This is a genomic window from Bradyrhizobium sp. BWA-3-5 (genome assembly GCF_032917985.1).
Lineage (GTDB): Bacteria > Pseudomonadota > Alphaproteobacteria > Rhizobiales > Xanthobacteraceae > Bradyrhizobium.
In genome coordinates this window covers 5,425,898-5,449,636 of sequence record NZ_CP136626.1, presented here as the reverse complement: position 1 = coordinate 5,449,636, position 23,739 = coordinate 5,425,898, and the positions used below count along the sequence as shown (strand labels likewise).

The 23,739-nt window shown below is 57.4% G+C and carries 13 protein-coding genes and 7 pseudogenes; 7 read left to right on the top strand and 13 right to left on the bottom strand.

Translation table 11 applies throughout. The annotated features are described in order from the left end of the window. Positions 1 to 2 precede the first annotated feature (2 nt). The gene (locus tag RX331_RS26175) at positions 3 to 1,859 is read left to right on the top strand and encodes a hypothetical protein (protein ID WP_317252666.1); all 1,857 of its coding nucleotides are present in this window, start codon (positions 3 to 5) and stop codon (positions 1,857 to 1,859) included. A gap of 348 nt (positions 1,860 to 2,207) precedes the next feature. Here the strand turns inward: RX331_RS26175 and RX331_RS26170 are convergent, their stop codons facing one another. From RX331_RS26170 to RX331_RS26155, 4 genes and pseudogenes are all read right to left on the bottom strand, one after another. Next, the gene (locus tag RX331_RS26170; RefSeq protein WP_317252665.1) at positions 2,208 to 2,720 is read right to left on the bottom strand and encodes a carboxymuconolactone decarboxylase family protein; all 513 of its coding nucleotides are present in this window, start codon (positions 2,718 to 2,720) and stop codon (positions 2,208 to 2,210) included. A gap of 6 nt (positions 2,721 to 2,726) precedes the next feature. Further along, positions 2,727 to 3,281 carry a peroxiredoxin gene (locus RX331_RS26165; RefSeq protein ID WP_317252664.1) on the bottom strand — a complete coding sequence of 185 codons (555 nt, stop codon included), beginning with the start codon at positions 3,279 to 3,281 and terminating at the stop codon, positions 2,727 to 2,729. Positions 3,282 to 3,296: 15 nt separating this feature from the next. Further along, on the bottom strand, positions 3,297 to 3,584 hold the full coding sequence (locus tag RX331_RS39045; RefSeq protein ID WP_410708017.1) for an ATP-binding cassette domain-containing protein: 288 nt from the start codon (positions 3,582 to 3,584) through the stop codon (positions 3,297 to 3,299). Beyond that, positions 3,581 to 4,266, bottom strand: a pseudogene (locus RX331_RS26155) (molybdate ABC transporter permease subunit). The gene RX331_RS39045 and the pseudogene RX331_RS26155 overlap by 4 nt, the downstream one beginning before the upstream one ends. Positions 4,267 to 5,308: 1,042 nt before the next feature. Between RX331_RS26155 and RX331_RS26150 the strand changes: the two are divergent. After that, the gene (locus RX331_RS26150; RefSeq protein WP_317252663.1) at positions 5,309 to 6,490 is read left to right on the top strand and encodes a TlpA disulfide reductase family protein; all 1,182 of its coding nucleotides are present in this window, start codon (positions 5,309 to 5,311) and stop codon (positions 6,488 to 6,490) included. A 1,983-nt stretch (positions 6,491 to 8,473) separates the two neighbouring features. Here RX331_RS26150 and RX331_RS26145 read toward each other — a convergent pair. After that, positions 8,474 to 8,731: a hypothetical protein gene (locus RX331_RS26145; protein ID WP_317252662.1), complete on the bottom strand. Its 258-nt coding sequence runs from the start codon at positions 8,729 to 8,731 to the stop codon at positions 8,474 to 8,476. A 265-nt stretch (positions 8,732 to 8,996) separates the two neighbouring features. Next, positions 8,997 to 9,084: pseudogene (locus RX331_RS26140) on the bottom strand (IS5/IS1182 family transposase); the annotation flags it as partial. Positions 9,085 to 9,087: 3 nt separating this feature from the next. Here RX331_RS26140 and RX331_RS26135 point away from each other — a divergent pair. Both RX331_RS26135 and RX331_RS26130 read left to right on the top strand, forming a co-directional pair. Beyond that, positions 9,088 to 9,319, top strand: a pseudogene (locus RX331_RS26135) (IS701 family transposase); the annotation flags it as partial. Positions 9,320 to 9,463: 144 nt separating this feature from the next. Then, positions 9,464 to 10,432 (top strand): metallophosphoesterase, encoded by a 969-nt coding sequence (locus RX331_RS26130; protein WP_317252661.1) that lies wholly within the window; start codon positions 9,464 to 9,466, stop codon positions 10,430 to 10,432. A gap of 3,862 nt (positions 10,433 to 14,294) precedes the next feature. Here RX331_RS26130 and RX331_RS39040 read toward each other — a convergent pair. Continuing rightward, a pseudogene (locus RX331_RS39040) lies at positions 14,295 to 14,529 on the bottom strand (hypothetical protein). 2 nt (positions 14,530 to 14,531) lie between these two features. Then, positions 14,532 to 14,768: pseudogene (locus tag RX331_RS26120) on the bottom strand (transposase domain-containing protein); the annotation flags it as partial. A gap of 305 nt (positions 14,769 to 15,073) precedes the next feature. Between RX331_RS26120 and RX331_RS26115 the strand changes: the two are divergent. Continuing rightward, positions 15,074 to 15,253, top strand: a complete 180-nt coding sequence (locus tag RX331_RS26115) for a hypothetical protein (RefSeq protein WP_317252659.1) — start codon at positions 15,074 to 15,076, stop codon at positions 15,251 to 15,253. Next, a pseudogene (locus tag RX331_RS26110) lies at positions 15,240 to 17,309 on the top strand (recombinase family protein). The gene RX331_RS26115 and the pseudogene RX331_RS26110 overlap by 14 nt, the downstream one beginning before the upstream one ends. Before the next feature lie 24 nt (positions 17,310 to 17,333). On the opposite strand, the pseudogene tnpC reads toward RX331_RS26110, so the two are convergent. The 5 genes and pseudogenes from tnpC to RX331_RS26085 all read right to left on the bottom strand — a co-directional run. Beyond that, positions 17,334 to 18,761 (bottom strand): annotated as a pseudogene (gene tnpC / locus RX331_RS26105) (IS66 family transposase); the annotation flags it as partial. A 45-nt stretch (positions 18,762 to 18,806) separates the two neighbouring features. After that, positions 18,807 to 19,154, bottom strand: coding sequence for an IS66 family insertion sequence element accessory protein TnpB (gene tnpB, locus RX331_RS26100; protein ID WP_317252658.1), 348 nt, complete (start codon positions 19,152 to 19,154; stop codon positions 18,807 to 18,809). After that, the gene (gene tnpA / locus RX331_RS26095) at positions 19,151 to 19,558 is read right to left on the bottom strand and encodes an IS66-like element accessory protein TnpA (protein WP_317252657.1); all 408 of its coding nucleotides are present in this window, start codon (positions 19,556 to 19,558) and stop codon (positions 19,151 to 19,153) included. The genes tnpB and tnpA overlap by 4 nt, the downstream gene beginning before the upstream one ends. A 255-nt stretch (positions 19,559 to 19,813) precedes the next feature. Continuing rightward, positions 19,814 to 20,059, bottom strand: a complete 246-nt coding sequence (locus RX331_RS26090; protein WP_317252656.1) for a hypothetical protein — start codon at positions 20,057 to 20,059, stop codon at positions 19,814 to 19,816. Positions 20,060 to 21,690: 1,631 nt separating this feature from the next. Continuing rightward, positions 21,691 to 21,912, bottom strand: coding sequence for a hypothetical protein (locus tag RX331_RS26085; RefSeq protein ID WP_317252655.1), 222 nt, complete (start codon positions 21,910 to 21,912; stop codon positions 21,691 to 21,693). 588 nt (positions 21,913 to 22,500) lie between these two features. Here RX331_RS26085 and ald point away from each other — a divergent pair. Then, entirely contained in the window at positions 22,501 to 23,613 is a 1,113-nt protein-coding gene (gene ald / locus RX331_RS26080) for an alanine dehydrogenase (protein ID WP_317252654.1), read from the top strand. The last annotated feature ends 126 nt before the right edge of the window (positions 23,614 to 23,739 follow it).

Here is a 23,739-nt window from a genome sequence, read left to right as displayed (position 1 = left end):
GGATGAAGGGAAGACGCCGGTCGCGCGCGACGAACTTTCGCGCGTCAGCGACTGTTGGCAGCGAGCTGAGGAGGCTATTTCCGAACGGCACCAACCCCGATACGGGACGTTGGTCGTATCCTCCCGCGCTACCTGCCGAGCTGTTCGGTGCCGTTGCCCACCTGCTTGAGGCTTCGGGAGCCTACACCTACATCGTCGCTCCATTCGCCTCTACAAGGGGCGTGCCTAAGGTAAGCTACTCCGGTGCAACCCAGGCGCCGAGGGAGACGCAGCTGGTCGCTTGGCGAAGAATCGGTAAGCGGTGGGCTTCCAATGTGTTCAAGGAGCAACCGGAAATCGTCGAACTCTGGGCTGAACTGTGGGCCTGCCGCAACCACGTGCTTGTTGCTGGACAAAATTCCCGACCACGTCTCTCGTGGTGGAAATCGGCTCACGCGTTGCTGGTGATTGCGGATGAGGCCAGCACTAACTGCGGCTATGAGACATTCGACGATGACGGCGCCGATCCAAACTGGGCAAATAAGCTCGCCTCGTATTTGCTTATCAACCGCACCGGAAAGCTCGTGATCCCATCGAGCCGCTCTCGCTCGGACGACAGGCATCTCAGCCGCCACGTGGCGCTCGACAGCCTCGCGGTCGATGCGTCTCGTGACGTTGTCCGCGTTCTTCCAAAGGGACGCACCACCGACGTGGGCTGTACTATGAGAACGCTAAGTCACAACCTGACTATGCTGCGCCCGCACGGCCATCCGAACGTCTATTGGCATCAGCAGCTATGGTCGAGCACGTCAGATCGACATGACAGCCTGAGCGTGCTGCTTATTCCGTTTCCCTACGATATACCGGACGGTTGTTTCAAAGGCGATATCCACAACGGCCCTGCTGATATGAAGTGGGGAAGATTTCGGGTGGAGCAGAAATGGCTTTACCCAAAAGTCGGCGACTGTCATTGGAGCGATCGTAGCGCTCGTCGTTCGTTCGTCGACTTCGTCAATGAGCTCCTTTTGCGAGCTAATAAAGACGTGCATGGCGTGGTGCTGCCCGAATATTCACTGGACTGGGCTACATATGACGAACTGGTCCGGTACCTTCGGGATGAATGGCCCGCCATCGAGTTCTTGATCGCCGGGGTTTCAGAGGATTGCAACAGGCGCAAAGGCAATCAGGTCGTATTCTCCGTCATGCATCAAGAGTTGGGAAACCGGATCGCCGAAACCCATTCCAGAAGAAAGCACCACCGTTGGAGGCTCGATGACACACAGATCCGCACCTACGGTCTGCAGGCCGATCTGAGCACGGACTGCATTTGGTGGGAATATCTCGAAATCGAGGAGCGTGTGCTCCACATAGATGTGTTTAGGTCTCAATCGGCATTCACGGCGGTTATCTGCGAGGACCTCGCGCGAGCAGATCCAGTCGTATCCGAGATCCGGTCGCTCGGACCGAATTTGATCTTCGCCCTCCTGATGGATGGCCCCCAAATGAAGGAACGCTGGCCGGGTCTTTACGCCACCAACTTGGCTGACGATCCCGGTTCTTCAGTTCTGACGCTCACTTCCTTCGCACTGATTAAACGGTCGAACGCCACGTTCGGACGGAATAAACGGACCATTGCTCTGTGGCGCAACCGACCAACCAATCTTTCATCGCGAGCGGCAAAGGACTTTGTTGAACTCGATTTGGCTGATGATGCGCAGGCGGTTGTCGTGAATTTAAGAAGCACACCGGCCGTCGACGTGACAATAGACGGTCGCCAGGACCGAAATACAACGTCGTGGCAGTTTGAGCACGCTCGACAGGTCGGGATTCCGAGCGACGAAATCGATGCTCGTGGCTGGCGCTGGATCGTCCCATATTGATGGCGAGGTGGTTCTAGTACATTTCGATAACGAGACGTCAGAACATTTAGAAAAGGCGATTGCTCTCTATGACGAACACGATTAGCTGGGAGGCGCTCAGCAGCGGCGTCCTGATTGATAAGGACGAAATCGCTGGAAGCGAAATCGCGCGATCTTCGAACTGTCGTCAATCCTCGCGTGGTGCCGTTGCGTCGGTTCGCGACCGAGCAGTTTGTGCTCGACGATCAGGTGGGCCATACGACAATGGTGGACAACGAGATGCCTAGCACTTTTAATCCCATTCGGTTCGAGTCGAAGTGCACCATCTTTTCGAGATGAAAGACACGGAAAAATCGTTTGCGAAATCACCTACGAGATCGCAACCGCAACCGACTGCACGATCGCGGCAAAGCGCACTGCGGTCTGGATCGCAGCCGAGCCGACGCCAGCTTCCTGCAGTGCCTTCTCATGGGCATCCATGCAGGCACCGCAGCCGTTGATGGCGGAAACCGCCAGCGACCATAGCTCAAAATCGGCCTTGTCAACCCCAGGATCGGCGATCACGTTCATGCGCAGCCGCGCCGGCATACTCTTGTATTCCGGATTGGAAGCGAGGTGAACAAAGCGGTAATAGACGTTGTTCATCGCCATCACCGAGGCTGCAGATTTCGACGCCGTAAGCGCCGCGGGCGATAAAACCTCGGCCGCAGCGGATTCCATTGCGGCGATCACGGCCGGGGTGCAGGTCGCGATCGCGGTGGCCAGCAACAGCCCGTATTTGCTCTGTGGTGAGAAGGTCTCATCCGCCACGATCGACGCCAGATTGAGTCTGACGTCCTTGGCGAAATCCGGAATCTGGTCCTTTAATTGCTCGATAGACATGATACCTCAGGCAACTTTCAGAGTTTCGCCACCGATCTCGCGGTTGCAGGGGCAGAGCTCGTCAGTCTGCAGCGCGTCCAATACGCGCAGCGTGTCCTTTGGGCTGCGACCGACATTCAGATTGGTCGCATAGACATGCTGGATGGTGTTGTCGGGATCGACGATGAAAGTATAGCGATAGGCGACGCCGTCAGGAGAGCGCACGCCCAGGCCATCGACCAGCGCGCCGTTGGTGTCGGCAAATTGCCAGATCGGCAGATGGTGTAGATCCTTGTGCTCGCGTCGCCAGGCGAGCTTGCAGAACTCGTTGTCGGTCGAGCCACCCAGCACGACCGCGTCACGATCGGCGAAATCCTTGGACAGGCGCGCGAACTCCGCGATCTCGGTCGGGCAGACGAAGGTGAAATCTTTGGGGTAAAAGAAGATGATTTTCCATTTTCCGGAGAAGCTATCTTCAGTCAACGTTTCGAATGCGCTCTGTCCATCCTCTTCCTGCAGGTGAAAGCCGGGCTTCACACCTGTGATTTCGAACGACGGCAGTCTGTTTCCAATTCCAAGCATATTGTCCTCATAAGATTACTTCGCGCGCGGAGTGACGATTCCGCCACCAGCGAAGCAAGCTATATGCCATTTGCTTTGGGATGTTCGATTGTCGGAATCCAGCAGTCGGATGCGTGGCATGCGACCGTCAGGCAAACGCACGAGGCCGGCGATGCACCGCGCGACCGGGGTTTTGCCGCAGCCTGACTGTCCGAAAATCGCCGCTACACCCTTAGCCGGTACGCTGAACTGCGCGTCGAGCGAAAAGCTACCCAGCTGGCCCTTGAAGGCGATGCCGATCCCGCCTGGTATGGCTGTCCTCACGTGCGCCTCCTTCGGCTGTATCTTTCGATCAACGTTAAGGTAATGATTACCGCAAACGCGAAACATCACCATGCCGCCGGCAAGGCGGTTTGCTTCGCCCTAGCGCGACGCTTGGACATAGTCGAAGAGAAAGGCCGACAGCACTTTGGTGCGTCCAGGAATGTTGCCGCCGATAATCAGCACGAGGCCGAATGAGCTAATTGTATGCGCAAAGCCAAGCACAGCGGCTGTGAGAAAACCCGGTCGCGCCAGGGGCGGGGCGACCGTAAAGAAGGCATACAATGGAGAGGCGCGCAGAGTGGCCGCAGCTTCCAGCGGACGGTTGCCGATGGCCAAAGGCATTGCGGATAGGCTGGACTACGAAAGTAAGCGCCCACAAAACCGATCCAACCACGAGCCTCGCAAAAGTGAAGGCGAGTGTGTGTCCGTCCCAGAGCCAGGCGAGAAGGCCGCCCGGGCCGTTTGGTCCAAGCAGCACCAGCAGATAAAACCCGCGTACAGTTGGCAGCAGCACCAGCGGCAGCGCAATGATCGTCGCCACCGCCTCGGTCCAAAGGCTCTTGGAGTGTGCTAGCCACCACGCGAGTGGCGTGCCAACGATTAGCAGGATCAGGGTCGTCAAGCTCGCGAGCTCGATCGTGAGCCCGAGCGACTGCCAGATCTCTGCCGAAAAGCTCCTCATGCGCGTCAACTCCGGTCGTCGAGCCTGAATGACACTGCAATCTCCCTCGCGGGCTCGTTGAAGTTGGCGGCGACCGCAACTTTGATGTTCGCCGCCGCCTCCGCATTGCCGACCATAAGCGAAATCAGGGTTGCATTGATCAGAACTAATCTGGGAGGTTTCATCGGATCGGTCCTGGGGCGGAAGCGCAGCCACCGCTCTCGCCGCGGCGGGTCTTCGCTGCTCATCCTAGCAATCGGCGTGCCGCTCGCAGACCTGATGAGCGCCTTGCTGCCTAGAAGAGTGAAGCAAGCATGGACGTCAGCGCGCCTTCTGGAATGGCCTGGCGGCGTTGTAGGGTGTCCGACATCGTCGTTTTCAACCGAATACGGCTTCATTCAAAGATGGAGGGCTGATGTGATGCCGATCGCCTCTCGTCCGAGCTTAAAAACGGCTGCTTGAGGATGATGAAGGCGGTGTCGACAATGTCACCGCTACGCGTGCGCATTAATAACCCATGGTCGGGTAGCCATAGGCCCGTTCGACGTCGGCAACCCATGGCTCTCGATTTGGTCATGCAGCACAAGCTGCAGTCCCTGCAAAATTGCGTAGTCACCCTCCACGAATAGGTGTCACTGCTCCACGGCTTTCACTCATTCGGTTCGCAATCTTCATTGTCGCTTTCATCTAATCATGGCTGACGGCGGACCCGGATTAGCAGATTACGTTCGACGGCTCGCAAGGCTAACCACGCTGCTCTGGCAGCGCCAATCGCGCAACGTGTGTCCAATTTCTGACAACGGCACAAAGGCACGTCAGGTTCAAAACACCATCTGCTTGCGGCGCCGTGGAGGACTTTGAAAGCGTAATCAGGCGCTTAGCACGTGTTGACGGCACTGGCACGGCCATTGCTGTTGAGATGCAGCAACACGAAGCGAGGGCCGAAGGCACGCCGACGCGCAAGACAAGCGATGCTCTCCTTCCTTTAAACCCGTGCGCCCGCTTCTACAGAGACAGCGCGTATAAATTCGTGCAACTACTAGCAATAGTTTTGGAGAGCAAAATGGTCGTGCGCATGGAATCCCAGGCTCCTCCCATTAAAGTGCAGAACTGGCTGCGCGGCCAGCCCGTGACGATCTTCCAGGCCGGAAAGGTCTACATCGTCGAATTTTGGGCAACTTGGTGCGGACAATGTGTGGCGTCGATGCCTCATCTGGTGCAGCTGCAAGAGAAATACAAAGACAGAGGGCTTGAGATCGTCGGTGTCGCAGCTAGCGAAAAAGCTTCAACCGCGGACGAGGCCCGAACCAAGTTGGACGCATGGTTGACCGAAAAGTTCTCGCAGCTCAATTATCGGGTCGCTTTCGACTACACAGGCGAAATGAACAAACTTTGGATGGACGCCAGTCTCTCTGTCGGCATTCCCACCTCGTTCGTCGTCGACCGTGACGGCCACATTGCCTTTATCGGTCATCCAATGCTACTCGATGAAGTTTTGCCGAAAGTTTTCAATGGCATCTGGCGCACAAGCGATGAAGCTAAAGCCGCCGATACGAAGCGGATCGCCGAAGGTCAACGCAGAACGCGCGAAACACGCAAGCGAGCGTTGACCAAGACGATCCTTGCCAAACTGCAGCCAGCAATGAAGGCTGGGGATTGGGCGAGGGCGCTTTCGGTGGTCGAAGAGGCCGTCGCTGTGATGCCGGACGACATCAAGTTCCGCGTCCTTCAAGTGGATCTTTTACTTCACAAAATGCATGACATGCGGACCGGCTTGCCGGTCCTGCGCCAACTGGTTCGTGACGCGATCAACCAAAAATCCGAGGTCTGGATGGCCGGCGCAATGCGCGAACTCTTTGATCCGGCGAAGGACAACTCCTACTTCCCGTCAGCCGAGCGCTTTGCCATAGGCAAGGAGTTGTCGGAGCACATCCTGGCACTCAATCCTCCGCAACGCGACGATGGCCCCAAGTTCCTGTCCTATGCGGCGGTCGCTCACTATTATTACGAGAGCGGCAACAAGGATCGCGCGATCGAGTTGGTCGAGCTCGCTCTGAAGTCACTGGACAGTCCGGAGCCTATCCAGGACGAACTGAAACAGCATGTCTTGTCGCCGTTGCTCCAAGCCCTGGCCAACTACAAGGGCGAGAAGGCTTGTTACTGGGGTTCTTGTTCGGTTCCGCAAGCCAAGTCTGCTGAAGTGCCAAAGCGCAGGCGCCGCGGAAAAAATGAAAGAAAGGGGTGATAATCGGAATTTTACTTACTGGCCGACTCGTCCATTTCTCTGGCAGCCCATTCGCAAGTGGCGTCCAAAACACCTGATATTGACTTAGATCGATCAAGTGTCAGGAGAAGAGACTGGCCAAGAGTTGCCATAGCAATAGGCTGAGCTACCGAATGCTGAGGACAGTATCGGTGGGCATCGCACCTCGTATGCCAAAGCGAGTTGTGGCCCATTCGAAGCTCGGATGTGAGTGGCCGATGGCCCGCTCTATGGCGGAACTCCTCGCACCTCTTGATGTTCGGCGTCTCCTGCCGCTTCTGCCCTGAGGAGCCCCCGAATTTGTAATCAGCCGGGCGACTGTGGCTCCAGATAGCCTTTGTCAGCGTGGAGCCGCTCGATGGCGTTGCCGATCGGCGCCTCCATTTCCGGGATCACGGTTGCAAGCGCATGACGATCATAACGCAGCGCCTTAATATGGTAACGTGCTTTGGCATGCGCCTACCTCGTGGCCACCGAGACAGGGCACGGCGCCTTCACTGAGGACACGAGGTATCATGCGACGAGCGATGAGGGTATCGCAATTACTTCATTGCGGCAGTCGCTCCGGGGGGCGGCTCAATCCGACGGCCGCTATTCCTTTTGTGATGGGTGACCGCGTCCCATTGGATCTCGTGCTCACCTCTTATTGCTGCACTCCCGGCCCGGTCTACCCAAACAGCTGTATGATGTCCCACGCTTCGAAAATGCGACAAAGACGTAGGCGGTCGTTACGGTTGCAACAAAAGAGGCCGACCGCCTAATGGGGCGGCCCAGAACCCGATTATAAAGCCGAGATAAATGGGGGTGTGACACAGGTTTATAGTACTACAGCTGGGTTTGGGAATTGCGGGGCCGGCATGTCGCGGCCCTTGTGATCTGAACAATTCGAAGTGATTGATCAGAAAGCGTGCTCTTCAGCACGATCATTCAACCGATGAGTGAGACTGTCGCAGTTGTCGCCGCGACATAACGTTTCTGAATCTGCCAGATAATTGCCGGCAACAGGGTGCCACTACTCGCTTGCAGCGCAAAAGTACTTCGGTCAATGCACTTCGGCACATAGTGTCTCCAACAATCTTTGAAGCGCTTGCGCGCCACGACGCTGTGTCGAATGACAAACAGAGCCCTCAAGGCTGTCTCCGGCAAGCGCTTCCGTGCACGTAGGTTGGCCCGTGTCGATCGTCCTCGGCACGAGCAGGCCGCTTGCGAAGCCGACAGCACATAGAATTGTGATGAAGAAAGCGATGTCCGCGGCTGATCCGTGGAGAAAACTGACGATTCTTGAGATCCCAGTTCCGGAAGGCTCCTGAGGGATTCGTGCCATGATCGACTACGCTAAGCCCAACCTGCCGCACGCAGAAAGGCGGCGCCGAAGAATAGTAAAATAACGCGCTCAAAGCCATAGGCGCTTGGCTTGTCGCTAACATGACAAGAGTTTTTCTTGAGGACTGAATCGCTCGGAAGGTACTCAACAAGGAGCAGGTCTTCTCGATTCTGGTAGCGGACAGAAACAATGAGAGGTGTAAAGTGGATATGTATCTTCCGCCCAATCGGCGGACTGGTAATGCCCCGGGCCAGCCCCTCTTCTTGGATTGGACGAAGTCTGCATACTACCTATGCATGCCACTCGAACGTGATTTGTCGGATGATGCCTGTTGGCTCCTGGCGGACGTTAAACCAGCGCTCTGCTTGCTACTGGGTAAAGTGGACATGGCAGATGTCGGCGGCTCACCGGCCACTTTTATTAGGGTCAGAGCTCATTAATTTCTTTGCGCTCACAGTACGATCCTGATTCGTTTTTGGAAGGGGCTAGGATCGTGCGCAAGAATCTCTTTTGGCTGAGCGACGAACAGTGGGGGCAGATCGAACCGCATCTGCCGATGGATGTCCGTGCTGTCGATCGTGCCTGCGCAGCGACCGCTGCCGAGCCGGGGAAGTGCCGAAAAAGTCCGACGTCAGTGGCATTCATTTGTGATTCGTCAGCTTCTCGAAAGCTGTCCGTCCCAAAATGGAACTTGAAACAACTGTGCTCGCGGCGAAAAGAATGACCACCGAACGCCGCAGAAGACTCCACTCTCGCTCACGATCTCCTGCGGCAGCAGCAGCGGGCGCAGCAACAGCCAGGCGACCTGAGCGCACAAACCAGCTCACCGGGATGCCCATCCACGGATCAACCGAACCTTGAGCAGCAGCTAAGTGACTTGCGGCCGATCCATCAAACATCAGATTCAGCTGTCACTTTCGCACATTCCGAGATTGGATCCTCTTCGGCTCTGACCACTGGCAATGAGAGCGCGCGCTATCCAGGAAAGCGAGCGGTGCCCAGCCGCATCCTTTGTCAGGGGACGTGCCGAACTTGCCGCATCGCTGGCCGGAGCGAGCCTTGAGGCGCTCAGGAACGAGATCAGGCTGGCTGAGCAGCGAACGGAATCGATCATTTGCGTCTGCATTGCGCGCCCCCGGCCGGAAAGCTCACGGAATAGGTTTTCCCAGACCCCGCGTCTTGCCCAGCGCACAAAGCGATTGTAGATCGTCATCGGAGGACCATATTCGGCCGGGCAATCGCACCAACGGCGTTTGGACGTTATCACTTCGAGGGGCGATCATGGCAAGGTCTTCATCGCGACGCCCTCATGACAATGATTGCCCACGCCTTCCTGCAACATCGTCGCATCGCACACGCGGGGCGGAAAAAAAGAATCAACGGACCTCCGCTTCAGCCAACCATGCCCGCCGTACGTCACGCGATCGTCGATCTCTCCTTCGGCCGCCGTCTCAAAGGTGTCCATACTGCCGAAAACAAATCCTTGAAAAACGCTGCGCAAACAGATTCTGCCAAACTGGTGCTAGCCTGCTACGCCATGGCCTGAAATTGCGCGCGGCCCGGTGCCGACTGGACCAATCATGCCATTCATGCTTTTGTTTGGAACGGCCTCCCAATGGCGAGATTAGAACTTGGATCCTCTTTCGAACTTTGCCGCCGGAACATCTCTGCAAGACCTGATCGAGCGAATTGGCTCAGAACATGTTGAGCGGCGACTGAAAACCGAAGTCGAGCGCGAGGCCCAGCTGTTTGGCCAGGGACTGATCTTTTTCAACCTTGAAAACTGGTACTCAGCACCTTGGATTATCAGAACTGCGCTTAAGCTGACTGGACTTTATGGCCGTGCGCGTCGAAACGCTGACCACGTCCTTGTCAAAAAACACAGCGTGGCTTTCGCGAATCTTCCCTCGGCATTTCACAATTTCACTATCCTTCACATTAGCGATCTGCATGCCGACGTAAGTGTAGGCGCGATGCGGCATCTGGTTAGCGTGGTCGGCCGCCTTCAATACGACATTTGCGTCTTAACCGGCGACTATCGCGGCAAAACATATGGTCCATTCGAAAAATGTCTAGAAATCATCGATGAACTGCAGGCCCAATTGAATGGGCGAATTTATGGGGTGCTTGGTAACCACGACAGCATCCGTATGGCCCCTGCAATGGAAGCCATGGGAATCTGCATGCTATTCAACGAGTGCGAACCGATTGTTCGCGATGGACAGCGTATTTTCTTGGCCGGCGTTGACGATCCGCATTTCTATCGGGCAGACGACATTGAGAAAGCCGCGTCGCAGATTCCTTCAGATGCATTTTCGATTTTGTTGGCGCATACGCCGGAAGTTTACGATATAGCGATGAGCGCCAGATTCGATCTCATGTTATGCGGACACACCCACGGAGGTCAGCTTTGCCTACCCGGCGGAATTCCGATCAAGCTGGAGGCGGCCTTACCTAGATTCATGGGCGCTGGACCATGGCGCTATGGCTCGATGGTCGGATATACCTCTGTAGGCGCTGGCACGAGCCTTCTGCCAGTGCGGTTAAACTGCCCGCCGGAAATAACTCTGCACACCTTGCGCGAGGTAAAGCAGCTCTAGTTCACGGGCCAGTGGCAGAAAGAATGCGCTATCAAAATTTGGGCCGCGGTATCAAATCAGAGCCAACGCGCCGCATAAGATCACGCCTAACGGCCCTCGCAGTGCTCTCTATTGATACCATGAAGGCTGTGGAGCACTACGCTTTGGTGAATGGCGATGGGAGTGGGCCATGATTTCACCTTCCTTCCGAAGGCGCCGTCACCGCGAGATGCGGCGCGCATGACGCGTCGAGCTCAAAGAACACGAGACAAGTACGCCGGACGCAAAGTTGGGACCCAGACGTTTCAATTAGATTAGCGATTTCGAGTCTTCCAGCGGCCGCGACAATCGCCGCGAAGCAGTAGTCTTTCGCACGCCAACACTGCGGATGCTTGTCCGCTTTCTGACAGCAATACACGGCTGTCGGGTTCAGAACACCGCCAACGCTCGCCGGGCAGAAATTTTAAAGAGAATCGGAGACCAAGCTGTTTGAACGCGGATGGCATGGCTGTTGCTTTTGAGAGGCAGCAACACTGAGAGAGGCGAGGGCATTCAGACGCGCAGGACGAGCGATGCTCTCCTTAAACCCGTGTGTCCATTTCTGAGAGAGAGCAACGAGCGCGCGGAAAAAGCGTTGACAATCGGAAGGAGAGCAACATGCCTTCAGGCGAGACAAAGCATGATCTTTGGCGAGGGTGGCATCGACAAGTCGAACTGCTCGCAGAAACGTTAACGGCAATGGCCGGATCGGCCACAAGATACGTGCACGAAATGGCGAGCACTATCGCCGGAACCGCGAATGCGGGATCGGACGGTGCCAGTGATGCTGACGAGGGTTTTTTGTGGGTTTGCCGCGCGATCCCAAGGCGGATCTCACCGGATTTTCCGCACGTGAAAGGCGCAGGACGGGCTTTGCTGCGAACCAGCCACCTTCTGGGATCTCGAAATCGGTGCCGTGATGAAGATGGGCTACAAGAACGATCTGGTGCATCGAACCCAGCGGTCCAGGGTGGGTCAAGGCCTTGTCATTCGATTAACTGTTTGGAGGAGATCGTCGCCCTGGCGCGGTTGTAGAATGCGCGTCGGGATCCAAGGAGGCCGATCACTATCGCATGCTTGAAACCAAACTAAACAAATACTCGGCAAAGGTATGACCCAATCTAGAATCGAGCACAGCATTGCGGATGAGGTCGGAAGTCCATCATCCGCAGGGCAGTCGCTTAAGTCCTCGCTTGATGGAGAGCTAAATGACTTCGCCGGTGGCTTCTTCCGCACTTCAGGGAAGCTCGTCCGCATTCTTGGGAGCTCAGGGCTTGGATGTCGTGCGCGAAAAAGCTTCGCGCGATCCATCGCTGGCTCGGTAATGTGCGGCTGTTCGTTCTGCTGTCCGCGATGTCACTCGATGTACGGGGGCGCACGCTGAATGGCTCGTGGTATAAGTGGTTGATGCCGAAGAGCAGCGTGAACACGGCTAACGCAAGCGCGATCATGCGATAGTGCCATTCGACCGAGATCTGGCTGATACTCGCGCTGAGCTTGAAGAGGGATTGTCACATCGATCCATCGGCGGCGATTTGTCTGTAGTGTGCGTAATAGGTTCAAAATCGCTGGATCTGTACGCCATTTCGCCGTCTGCTTTGCAAGTTTGCACTGCGCTTCCAATTGTAAAAGTGCCCAAGTTGAGGAGATTGCGATGAAGGTCGGTGTTCCCGAGGAAGTCATGCCGCACGAATTCGATGTGGGCCTTGCGGCTGGAGCTGTCCGCGAAAATGTGGTAGCCGGCCACAGGGTGATAGTCGAAACAAAGGGCTCCGCCGGAAGTTGGCGCAACCGACAACAATTATCGCAAAGACGGGAAGGGCGCAGCTGCGAGCGAACCAGATCCCCTTTAGGTATCGTTTATCTAGCGCCGGAACCCCGAGGATGTGCGTGGCTCAAACAAGGCTAGCGCAGAGTGCCTTTGAAAGATCCAGATGCCGTAGCGGCAATCGTCTCAACTTTGCGGCGCGTTCACGGCGACAACATTGCACGCACGTTACTTGCAGACGGCATGAGCTTGGCGGTACTTATCGATGCAGCGTTCTCCTTGCCGATAAGCAACAGTGATGCGGTCCGAATGATCGCGAGAGCGCTTGACTCTGGCGATTTCAGATTCACACCGGACATAGGGCCGCTCTGGCGCGTGCGGTACATTTATGAAGATCGATGTGCATCGATGTGCGTTGTGGATATGGAGATGTCAACGCCGAATAGGATCTTCGCGAGCACTAAGATTTCGTTGCAGCTGTCCATATGATGCGAAGTCCAGGTCCACTGCCGACATTTTATCTCTAACCGAAAATCGGCCAACTACGTTGGATGAGGTTTCGTTGTCGGTATCAAACAAGCAGGCAAAGAGTGGCGTCTACGAATGCTCAGTCAGAACCGGGTTTAGCGGCATCGTGTTCGTCGACCTAGAAATGGCCTTCATTCAGTCCGACCAGTCGCACCTTCGTGAGAACGCATTAAACTTGACGGCTCCTTCCTCGTGGTACTGGACTTCCAGATCTACTCCTGCAGCTCTTGCGGCGTACTTCGTTGCGGCGTTGACGGGTTTGTCGCGTCCGGGATGAGGTTAAGTGCGGCCGGCGCGCCGCCGCACTCACCGTTAAGCTGGACTACCTCGGGACGAGCAGACGGCGGGCGCGCAACGCTATAGGCTGTTGCCGCATCACCAAGCAAAACCAGTTCACATGAGCGAAAGCTTGCGCTTGGCCGCTTGCGTCTCCATTTGTTCCTAACGGGTCCTTCAACGCTGCATTGTCAGTATGCGTCGGCCATAAGGCGATTAAGCCACATCGTCTCCACCCAACCTTCAGCCGTTGACCTCCGAGCCTCCAGCTCGCCGAACACGGCTTTCCGTTTGTAGATGCCGGCCCCTTTTAACGCCGCTTCAGGCATAACTTGGGAGCCGATACGCCGGCCTCGTGTTGCTCCCTGAATCCCTATGATCTGCTCTTCATGATCTGCTCTTCCGAAAAGCGGGCACGCCGCTTCCGAGCCGGCAACGTGTCTGATCAGTTTTCGAAGCTATGCCGCATTTGTCTTTGCTTCTCGTGCACCAAACCTGTAATTATTCCATGCTCCTCGCGTCACTAATCTCCTTTCACAGAGCTGGGTGCCGCGGCATTGTCATTGATCACGTCGGTCAGTTTGCTGGATCACTTGGTCCTTGCACTTCGTTTTGAATGGGCATTAGTAGGGAACAGCCGGCGTTGGTAGTTGTTGGCTCACCTGTTGTAATAAGCTCGCCTCGACCCCGCGCCGAGGCGAGCTCGTTGCGCTGGCTCAGTCCCATCCCGGATCGGGGTCGATTAGGCACACTTCTTCTTCACCGTCGTCGTAGCACACCATCAATTCCCCCGCACTCACCCGTTCCGTGAATGCAGCTGCCGCCGCGATCAGAGCAACAAAAAGGGCTGTTCTCCAGGAACGCGTTCTGTTGTTCCAAGACCCAGCAGCGCACGCTTTTTGAATCATTATACTTTCCTCAGTTCGTACATATTCGGGTACGGTGACGTCCGGACGCCGATCGCCACTAGTACAATCTGACGTAGCGTGCGAATCAATCCCTTTTTGAGGTCACCTCGTTCGAATACTTCAAACCCGGTCCTCCAGAAGGCCCAGCGCGCCTCGGTCAAGTTGCGTCGAACTGATGGCGTCTGATTTGGCGCGCGGTGAGCTTGAGCCGAACAAGAACCAGTTCATCACTGGCTTCGAGTATGTGAAAGTGACTCTGTGACTGCCGTGAACGGCGACAGCTCCGTCGGGCTTTCGTTGCTGGCGGGCCTTCTCCCGTTTGACAGTATCCATCCGAGCTAGGCCGCGGAGTGGATTCCCGATTTCACCGCTTGAGGGGTTCGGGGTTTTCCTTGTGTATCCTGACGAGCTCCATCAGATTTTCGATGCCGAAGTCGGTGAACGCCATGACGCCTTCGTCACCTATGCCGTAAACCCAAATGACGCCGTCCTCCGGGTCCATTCCGTTGGCCACGTCCCAGAGCCAGTCCTCCGTCTTCGCCGAGGTCCTTTGCGACGCGACCGATTTTGAAGACGGAATGAACTTTGTTGACGTGCACGGCTACGCCGCCTGAGCGGAGGACGTCGACGTGGGAGGCGTCCAATTCCACGGCAGCAACTCGTGCAGCCGGCTTTGCGGCATGTCGGCGATGCGCGCAAAGACGTCGGCGAGCCAGGCTTTCGGGTCGATGTTGTTGAGACGCGCCGTCATGATGAGCGTAGCCATCACGGCGGCCCGCTCGGCACCGCGATCCGAGCCGGCGAACAACCATGCCTTTCTTCCAAGAGCCATCACCCGTTCATTCTGCCCATGTCGGGCAGGAGTTGGAAGTTCAATACCGCTGGCATCCCTATTTCAGCTGCAAGGTCGGCATCCGGCGCATAGCGCAGCGAGCAACCGGTCGATTTCTGAGCGTTAGGGGTCGGCGGGCGTGGTCGTTACCATCGCCGACTGGATGCTCGATCCCGTCATTTGCGCCGGGATGTCCATGGGCACGCCGTGCGTGGACCTCGCGGCACTTGTTGAACTGAAGCGGCTGTTGATAGGCGCCGCCAACACGGCACACTCCTGGGGCAATGCCGGAATCGTTCAGGAGAAATGCCATGACGTATCCCAAGCTGCCGTCGACAATAGCGAGTTGGCAGATGAACCTGCTGTTCGACGCCAAAAGATCGGAAGGGATGAGTCCCACGGAGCGGAACAGAGTTGTATTGATACTGGCTCAGATGCTGATGCAGGCGGCCGGCCTCAACGTCGAGGAGCTTGAAGATGACAAGCTCTGAGCTGATTCCTGCGGCCGTTCTTAAACGCAAGGCGGTCGTATATGTGCGCCAGTCGACGCAATCCCAGGTCATGACCAATCTCGAGAGCCAGCGTCGCCAATATGATCTGGTCGACGTTGCCCGCCAGCGCGGATTTGTCGACGTGGAAATCATCGATGACGATCTCGGCCGATCGGCAAGCGGAACGGTGGCGCGGCCTGGGTTCGATCGCCTAGTTGCATGGCTCTGCGCCGGCAAGGTCGGTGCGGTCTTGTGCTTCGACGCGTCGCGGCTTGCGCGCAACGGTCGCGATTGGCATCACCTGCTTGAGCTGTGCGGGCTTGTCGAAGCCCGCGTCATAGATCTCGACGGCGTCTACAATCCCCGCCGGCCCAATGATCGCTTGCTTCTGGGCATGAAGGGCAGCATCAGCGAGTTCGAACTGGGCGTACTCCGAGCGCGAATGCTGGACGCCGCCGGCTCGAAGGCGAGCCGTGGTGAGCTGCGACTGTCAGTTCCGTTCGGCTATGTCTGGCATCGCGAAGTCGGACTTGGCCTTGATCCCAACCTCCGCCACCAAGAAGTGATCCGACTGATCTTCACGCGCTTCCACCAGCTTGGCAGCGCGCGCCAGGTGTTGCTTTCGATGAAGACCGATCAAATCCATTTCCCAAGACCCTCCGATGAAGGGTGCATGACCAGCTTCGAATGGGTGCCGATTTGTTATCGCAACGTCATCGCGGTTCTCAAGAATCCGTTCTACGCAGGAGTCTATGTTTACGGAAAAAGCGAGAAGCGCACCGCCATCGTCGATGGGAGGGCACGGCGAAGCGACGGGCACAGCAAACCCTTTGGGACGTGGGAAGTGATGATCAAGGATCATCACGAAGGCTACGTCACCTGGGACGAGTTCGAGCGCAATCAGAAGCAGCTCGCCCTCAACAACTACGGCCGTGCCGGAGGCGTCAAGACCGGGCGAGGCGGAAGAGCGCTTCTCTCAGGCATCATGACCTGCGGACGATCCGGACGACGGCTCAGCGTCGCCTATACGGGCAATCCGCAAAGTCGGCCGGTCTATCGCTGTGACAAGCCAAACCTTATGATGGGCTTGCCTCGGTGCATGACCTTCGGCGGTCCGCGGGTCGATTCCGCGATCGCGAGGGAACTGCTCCGGGCTGTCGAACCAATGGCGATCGAAGCCGCGTTCAGGGCGGAACGGATGCATCGGGAACAAGAGGAAGACTAACAGAGAATCCTGGATCTGGAACTGCAGCAGGCGCGCTACGAGGCAAGCTTGGCCGAGCGCCGCTATGCCGCCTGTGATCCTGACAATCGTCTGATCGCGGCACAGCTCGAGAAGAATTGGGAGATCGCGCTCCGCCGCGTTCGCGATCTGGAGGAGCGCCGGCCGGCCGCAAAGCAAGCGGAGATCGGAGTGTATCCGAATGCTTTTGCCAATTTGGCAGAGAACCTCTCTGAGGCTTGGAATGCGCCGGGCGTCACGATGCGTGCACGCCAACAATTGCTGCGGGCTTTCGTCGACATCATCGTCGATGTCGACGAAGAAGCGCGTGACGTCGTGCTTACGATTCACTGGCGCGGCGGCCAGCACTCCGAGCTGCGCGTGCGCAAACCGCGAACCGGAGAACATGGCTGCGCGACGACCGAAGATGCGCTGGCGGTCATGCGCAGCATGGCCGGTCGCTGGTCAGACGAGCATATCGCCGCGTCGCTTAATCGGATGGGCCTGCCTACCGGTCAGGGCAAGACCTGGACGGCGCATCGCGTCTCTTCAGTTCGCCGCGTGCGCGGTATCCATGCCTACCGATCTGCGGAAAAGGATGGCGAATGGCTGACCTTGACCGAAGCGGCCGCGGCGTTGCGCGTCACAAGTCATATGATACGCCGTCTGATCAAATCCGGCGTACTGCCGGCGGTGCAGGTTGTGCCCGGCGCGCCGTACCAGATTCGCGCCGACGACTTGGCGTCGGAATCGGTCAAATCTGCGGTGGCCCGAAAAGGTCGCCCGTATCGCGTCGACGACACCGACACGATTCCAATGTTTACAGACACTTGAAGAAGGAATGCACAATGAATCAGGCATCGCAAAACCGCGCAGCGCTCGCTCTGCGGCATTGTTGGTCAGGCAAATCCTTCCATCATGGGCAAAGCGGGCAAAGCCATCCCACCGGTTGAGCAGATAGTCAATCGGCTTGATGACGTTGGACGAACGCGAGAGCCGGGCAGATTCCGCCCGCAGCCAAGCCTCAAAATCGGTCAGCAGCGGCGCGCTTCTCACCTGGCGGACCCGCAGCCGCTCCTCGGCGCTCAGCCCATAGATATCACGCTCGATCTCAAACAGCTGGTCAATCCGACGGACCGCTTCCAGCGCCAGGGGCGAGATCGCCGCTGCCGACCGTCCACGGCGCGCGTTCTGGGCGATATCCGCCAGTTCGAAGAACGCCCTCCGGCCGTGCGCCCAGCAGAAGGCAGGCGTGGCCGGCGACGCCTTGCGCCCGGATCGAAGAGAGCATTGAACCCGCTATAGGCATCGGCTTGAAGGATGCCGGCGAAGTTCTGAAGATGCCGCGCCGGATGTTCGCCGCGCCGATCGCGCGAGGCGCAAAACAGCGCCGCCGGCGGACCTTGCCCGCCAAATGGCCGATCGTCGCGGACATAGGTCCAAATCCGGCTAGTGTCCGTCCTCCCCTTCGCCAGGATCGGGATCTTGGTGTCGTCGCCATGGAGCCTGTCGGCGGAGAGCACATAGGCTTCGATTAGTTCAAAAATCGGCCTAACCGCAAAGGCTCCGGCGCCCACCTGGTCCGCCAGGGTCGAGACCGACAGGTCGATCCCTTCGCATTTAAAGCGCTGGCTCTGTCGGTTTAACGGCTGATGCTGGCCAAATTTGTCGAACAGGATCGTTGCCAGAAGCTGGGGTCCGATATAGCCCCGTGGCGTCGCATGGAACGGCGCCGGCGGCTGCGTAATCGCCTCGCAGTCTCGGCAACTGAACTTCTGCCGCACCGTCTCGATCACTTTGAACCGTCGTGGGATCTCCTCCAGCGTCGAGGTCACGCTTTCGCCAAGCTTCGACAGCCGCGCCGACCCGCAGCAGGGACATTGCGTCGGAGCCGGCAGGACCACGCGCTCTCGCTCGATGTCGTCGGGGAAGGGTTGGCGAACGGGCCGCTTGCGCTCAAACGAACGCACCGTCTGCGTCTTCCCGGCCTTTCTCGGCGGCGAGTTCATCCTCGGTCGCAGCCGCCTCGAGCTCTTCAAGCTCCAACTCTAGCTAGTCGAGCAGTCGCGCCGACCGCTCCGAGCGCGCGCCATAAAGCGTCCGCCGCAGCTTCTCGATCTCGAGCTTGAGGTGGGCGATCAGCGCTTCAGTGCTCGATTGCTTCGCCTGGGCATTGGCCGCTTCAGCAAGCTTGGCTTCCGCTGCAAGCCTGGCGGCGCGCTCGGTCAGGATCATGGCGTGCGCGGCGGCAAGATCGGGCGGCAGTCCGTCAGCGGCGGAGTCCATGACCAGATGGAATCATATTCGCCGCCAGATTCAAACGACAAACTTTCAGCCCACGCTCGTGGGACGCCAGGACTCCTGTGGATTGCGCCAATCGATTCCGGACAAGAGGTAGCTCATCTGCGCCTGCGAGATCGACACAACGCCGTCAGCCAGCGACGACCATATAAAACGACCTCTCTCCAACTTCTTCGTAAACAGGCACGCTCCCTGGCCATCATGCCAGATCACCTTCAATAAATCGCCCCGGCGTCCACGGAAGCAAAACAAATGTCCGCTCAGCGGATCGCGGCGCAGCACCTCTTGCACCTGCAACGACAAAGAGGCGAAGCCTTTGCGCATGTCGGTGTGACCTGTCGCCAGCCACACCCGAACTCCCGTAGGGATCGGAATCATCGCGGATCCAGAGCCTCGATGATCCGGCGAAGCGCCTCAACGTCGACGCTCGCATCGACAATGACGCGCCGCCCGCCGGTCAGCTCGATCTCAATCCGACGCTCGGTCGAATGTGCTGTCGTACTACGCGATGAATCCGCCGCCGACGCCACAGGCCCATCCTCGGCCACAACTACCATGACAAGGCGAGCCTCGGATTTGGTCCGGTTCGCTGCGAAGGCTCTTCGCCAGGTCACCAGCAGAGAACGCGACAGGCCATATCGCCGCGCCGTCGCCGCAACCAAACGCGGCTCGGACATGCTTTCCAAAACAATCCGCGCCTTCTCCTCCTCAGACCAACGCCGTCGCCGGCCCGTCTCCACCACTTCAAGTCGATTCAGCGCGCTGATCGTATGGCTGTCCATACGTACAGTTCTCAACCATCAGGTCAGCCCGCCGCAAGGCGGCTCTCCTCGGTTCTCCTCGGAGGCTTACCATTTGTCTAACTACGGGAAACGCGCAACTACTGCCATGAGCAGGGCACCGTCCGATGAAAGAGCGAAGCTGTGTTCTCCCGATGATGGATTGCTTCGTGCCCAGTTGGCCTACACGGGGCCAAAGCGTACTAGAGTACTGCGCGAAAGGTAGGCTCCCTTCGCTCAGCCGAGGCGCGGTGGATACTACAGGTCTGAAGGCCGTCCTAGTTCGGCGCGCAGCTTCCAAATCGCGCTATTTGCAAGATGCAATATGTCCTGCTCGCCGTTTCTGCGTGAGAGTGCCAGATAGGTTCGTAGCCGATTGCGCAGCAATTCCTTTGCATTATGCACAAGCAATGGATCGGTCTCGACAAAGCGCCATGACTTGTCGAATGCGGCGCTCACGAGGCTGTCAGAGGCCTGGTATCGCTCGGGTGAAGTCTGCTCCATGTTAAGAACTCCAGCGTAACATCGAGCGAATACACAACTCGCCCGATCAAAAGTGGGTACGTCGATCGGCCCGCTTTTTGGAAGACCAAAGCACGGCCTCAAACAATCCACCATACAAGTACTCCGGCCAGACAGGCGTCGTCGATTGGTTAGAGTGCGCCTGGCGTCCGTAAGTCTGTTGAAAGCACTCTCGGATGGACCGAGGAAGCTAATACGGACGTTTGGTGAAGCTGAGATGACTGCGTTCGCTTTCAAGCCCATTTAGTTCTTCGCGCAATCTGGCATTGTTGTAGGCGCGTCGCCAAGCATGCGTTTCGGTGGTATCACTCTGCGGATCGTCACTCCGCGAAAGGACAGTCGTATCCTTCACCTCTGCTCAGCAAGAATGGCAATTAGACGTCACTACCTGCGACGTCTGGATCTTCATGTCGTAGAACGTGAGGTGCCGCCGCTGAGGGGGACATGCATTGCTTTGAGAGGGCGCGGCAGTTCGCGCACGTGCATCAGGCCGGCAATCCGCGTGCGGTACAGACGTTCCCATTGTGGTCCCCAGCTCGACAACAGCGACGCTCGTGAGGTTAGATTGTTGGGATTGTCTCCAAACAAACAAATCGTCGCTTCTGGTGTCGTACGCCTCAAGAGATTGACGTCGCATGTGTAAGGCCGCGATGCAAAAGAGCAAACGCGCTCGCCAAACTTGTGAAAGCTTCGAATCGTCTACCGAAGAGCGGACTGCGATGCGATCGAGAGCTTTCCATTAACGAATAACGCTAAGAATTGCCCGTCATTCCAAGCAAGCACGTGAAACGTAATTCCTTGGACGGTCTCACGTGACGTGATGGTGCCTGCGCAGCCGAACAGGTAAACAACGTCTGCGTAGTTTGAGCCCAGCCGAACGTTGCTGAGCTCCGAATCCGTGACGCGACAATGCCCGGCCGGGAGTGAGCGAGCGTTAACTGACTTGTATTCCGTATCCAGGTCATCGGGCGTGGCCGGATTGGCGGCAGCTCCGCTTGGCGGAGCGCCGGCTCGTGCCGGTCGAGGGGCGCTCGAGATCTGGGCTAGCTGCATGAATAGCCACGCGAAGGCTGGAATCGCGGTGATCCGCAGGACTACTCGCCAGTTGATGGAACGCCCTATCAGGTGGAATGCTTGATAGATTTTCATCGAATGCCAGAGGCTTGCTAACGTCAATACTCAGCCATTCACGTAGGAAGGGGGCAGGCCATCTGCAATCCACGGTGAAAGGCTGTATGCGAAAATGTGGGCTTCGCCTCGCGTTAGTGTTGCTGAGAAGTAGAATGACGTGTCGTGGACAAAGCACCTGTACTCCCAAGCCATTCGGTTCGAGTATTAGGTCCGACTTTTCACCGTGATGGTACAGATTAGGCAACCCGCCAGGACGTAGCAGTAGCTGATGTTGTTGTATCGGCTGACTACGTTGCGGAACAAGCCGATTCCGCAATACACACGCCTTTCGAGTTTACACTCGGACGATAAGACGACCGAGACTATGAGCCAACGCGACCGCCGCTGCCCAAACGTGTGGTTTCATATTGCACCTGCTACGGATTGGCCGCAGAAAGTTGGGCGGAGCGACCCGACCGTGGCCAGGGCGCGCGGAGTCACCCCTACCTCACGGGCGCATTGGTGATGCTGCCTGAATAGGCAAGCAACGTGCCGAAATCAAAAACATCAGCTTCTGCAGGCGCTTCGCTTGAATCTGTTCGAGGGGCTTGAATCTCACGTAACGTCAGGGTGTAGAGAGTGGCAAAGCTAACGAATCGGGCCTCGTGGTGTCCGACCAGCATTCCCGAAGCGAAACTAAGTGTGCCGCCGATGCTACTGTTCATTTTGCTGTCGATCTTCTTCGCTGTGTTCGGCGCACTGTACGCTGTGAGCGCATGGCTCTCCCGTGGGCAGCACGAGCGCGACGCGCCTTGCGTTCGCCCTACCCAAACACCCAAGCGACGAGCATTCTAACCTGTAGAGCGCCATCACCCGATGGGCTGCACGCTCAGCGCGGCTCGCGCGGCCTCTAAATCCATCTGGAGGAAATATGCAGTGCTTACTGGCATCAGAAAGCAGCGCTTCACTGAAGGCATTTAACGATGCCGGTTCTGAACAGTTCCGTGCCTCGTTACTTTGACTGCCCAGCATGACTCTAACCAGCACGGAAGTCGAACGGGTTCAGGTAATGCATCGCTCTAGATACGCCCTTATCTTCCAGCGCGCGCTGAAGGTGCTCGATCGCGTTGCTGAACAATTCCATTCGATTCGACAGTGATGGCACTGAGCTCGGCGCTGGAATGCCATTTCGATGGAATCCTGCGTGATGCTATCAAGAATAGCTGAATTTCGGCGCTACTTGGGCGCCCGCGTCGCAGGTTTGCATCGCTCTTTCCATTATAAGAGCGGTTGTCCAAGTTAGGAGATTGCAATTGAAGGTCGGCGTTCCCAAGGAAATCAAGACGCACGAATACCGGGTGGGCCTGACCCCTGGAGCAGTCCGCGAATATGTGGCCGCAGGCCACAGCGTACTGCTCGAGACCAATGCCGGTGCTGGTATAGGTGCCACAGATGAGAATTATCGCACGGCTGGCGCAACCATTCTGGACTCTGCTCGCGAGGTGTTCGCGTCGAGCGAGATGATCGTAAAGGTCAAGGAGCCGCAGCCGTCCGAATGGACCCAGTTGCGAGAAAATCAGATCCTCTTCACTTATCTTCATCTGGCCCCGGACCCCGAGCAGGCCAAGGGGCTCATTAAGTCCGGCTGTACAGCAATCGCCTACGAAACTGTGACTGACGCGCATGGCGGGCTTCCGCTTCTTGCGCCGATGAGCGAGGTCGCGGGCAGGCTTGCCGTCGAAGCGGCCGGTGTGGCCCTGAAGCGGTATACGGGCGGGCGCGGGCTGTTGATCGGCGGCGTGCCGGGTGTCCAGCCGGCCCGTATTGTCGTGATTGGAGGCGGCGTTGTCGGTACACATGCGGCGCGGATGGCCGCGGGATTGGGTGCCGAGGTCACCATCCTCGACCGTTCGCTTCCTCGGCTTCGTGAGCTGGATGAACTTTTCGAAGGGCGCGTTCGTACTGGGTTCTCCACGATAGAAGCCGTTGAGGAGGAAGTATTTGCGGCGGACGTTGTGATTGGCGCAGTACTAGTTCCTGGTGCCAGTGCGCCGAAACTCGTCAGTCGGAACATGTTGAGCTCGATGCGCAAAGGCTCCGTCATCGTGGATGTAGCTATTGACCAGGGCGGATGCTTCGAGACATCGCGTCCGACGACGCACGCTGATCCAACTTACGAGCTAGACGGCGTCATTCACTATTGTGTGGCCAATATGCCGGGAGCTGTCCCGCTGACCTCGAGCCAAGCGCTGAATAACGCCACTCTGCCTTTTGGTTTGGCTCTCGCTAACAAGGGATTTGCAGCCATCCTCGAAAATCCGCATCTGCGCGCAGGCCTCAATGTCTATCGAGGGCGGCTGACTTATAAGGCGGTGGCCGAGAGTCTCGGCTTGCCATTCTCACCGATCGAACAGGCTGCGGCCTGATCCCAGAGGCCCTCAAGGGCGTTTCCTCCCTTACTTGGGCCACTCCTTCGGAGTGGCCCCTTTTTTCGGAGGCTACGAACACTCAACGCAATTTGATTGTCTTGTAACTCGCAGATCAAGTCGGGG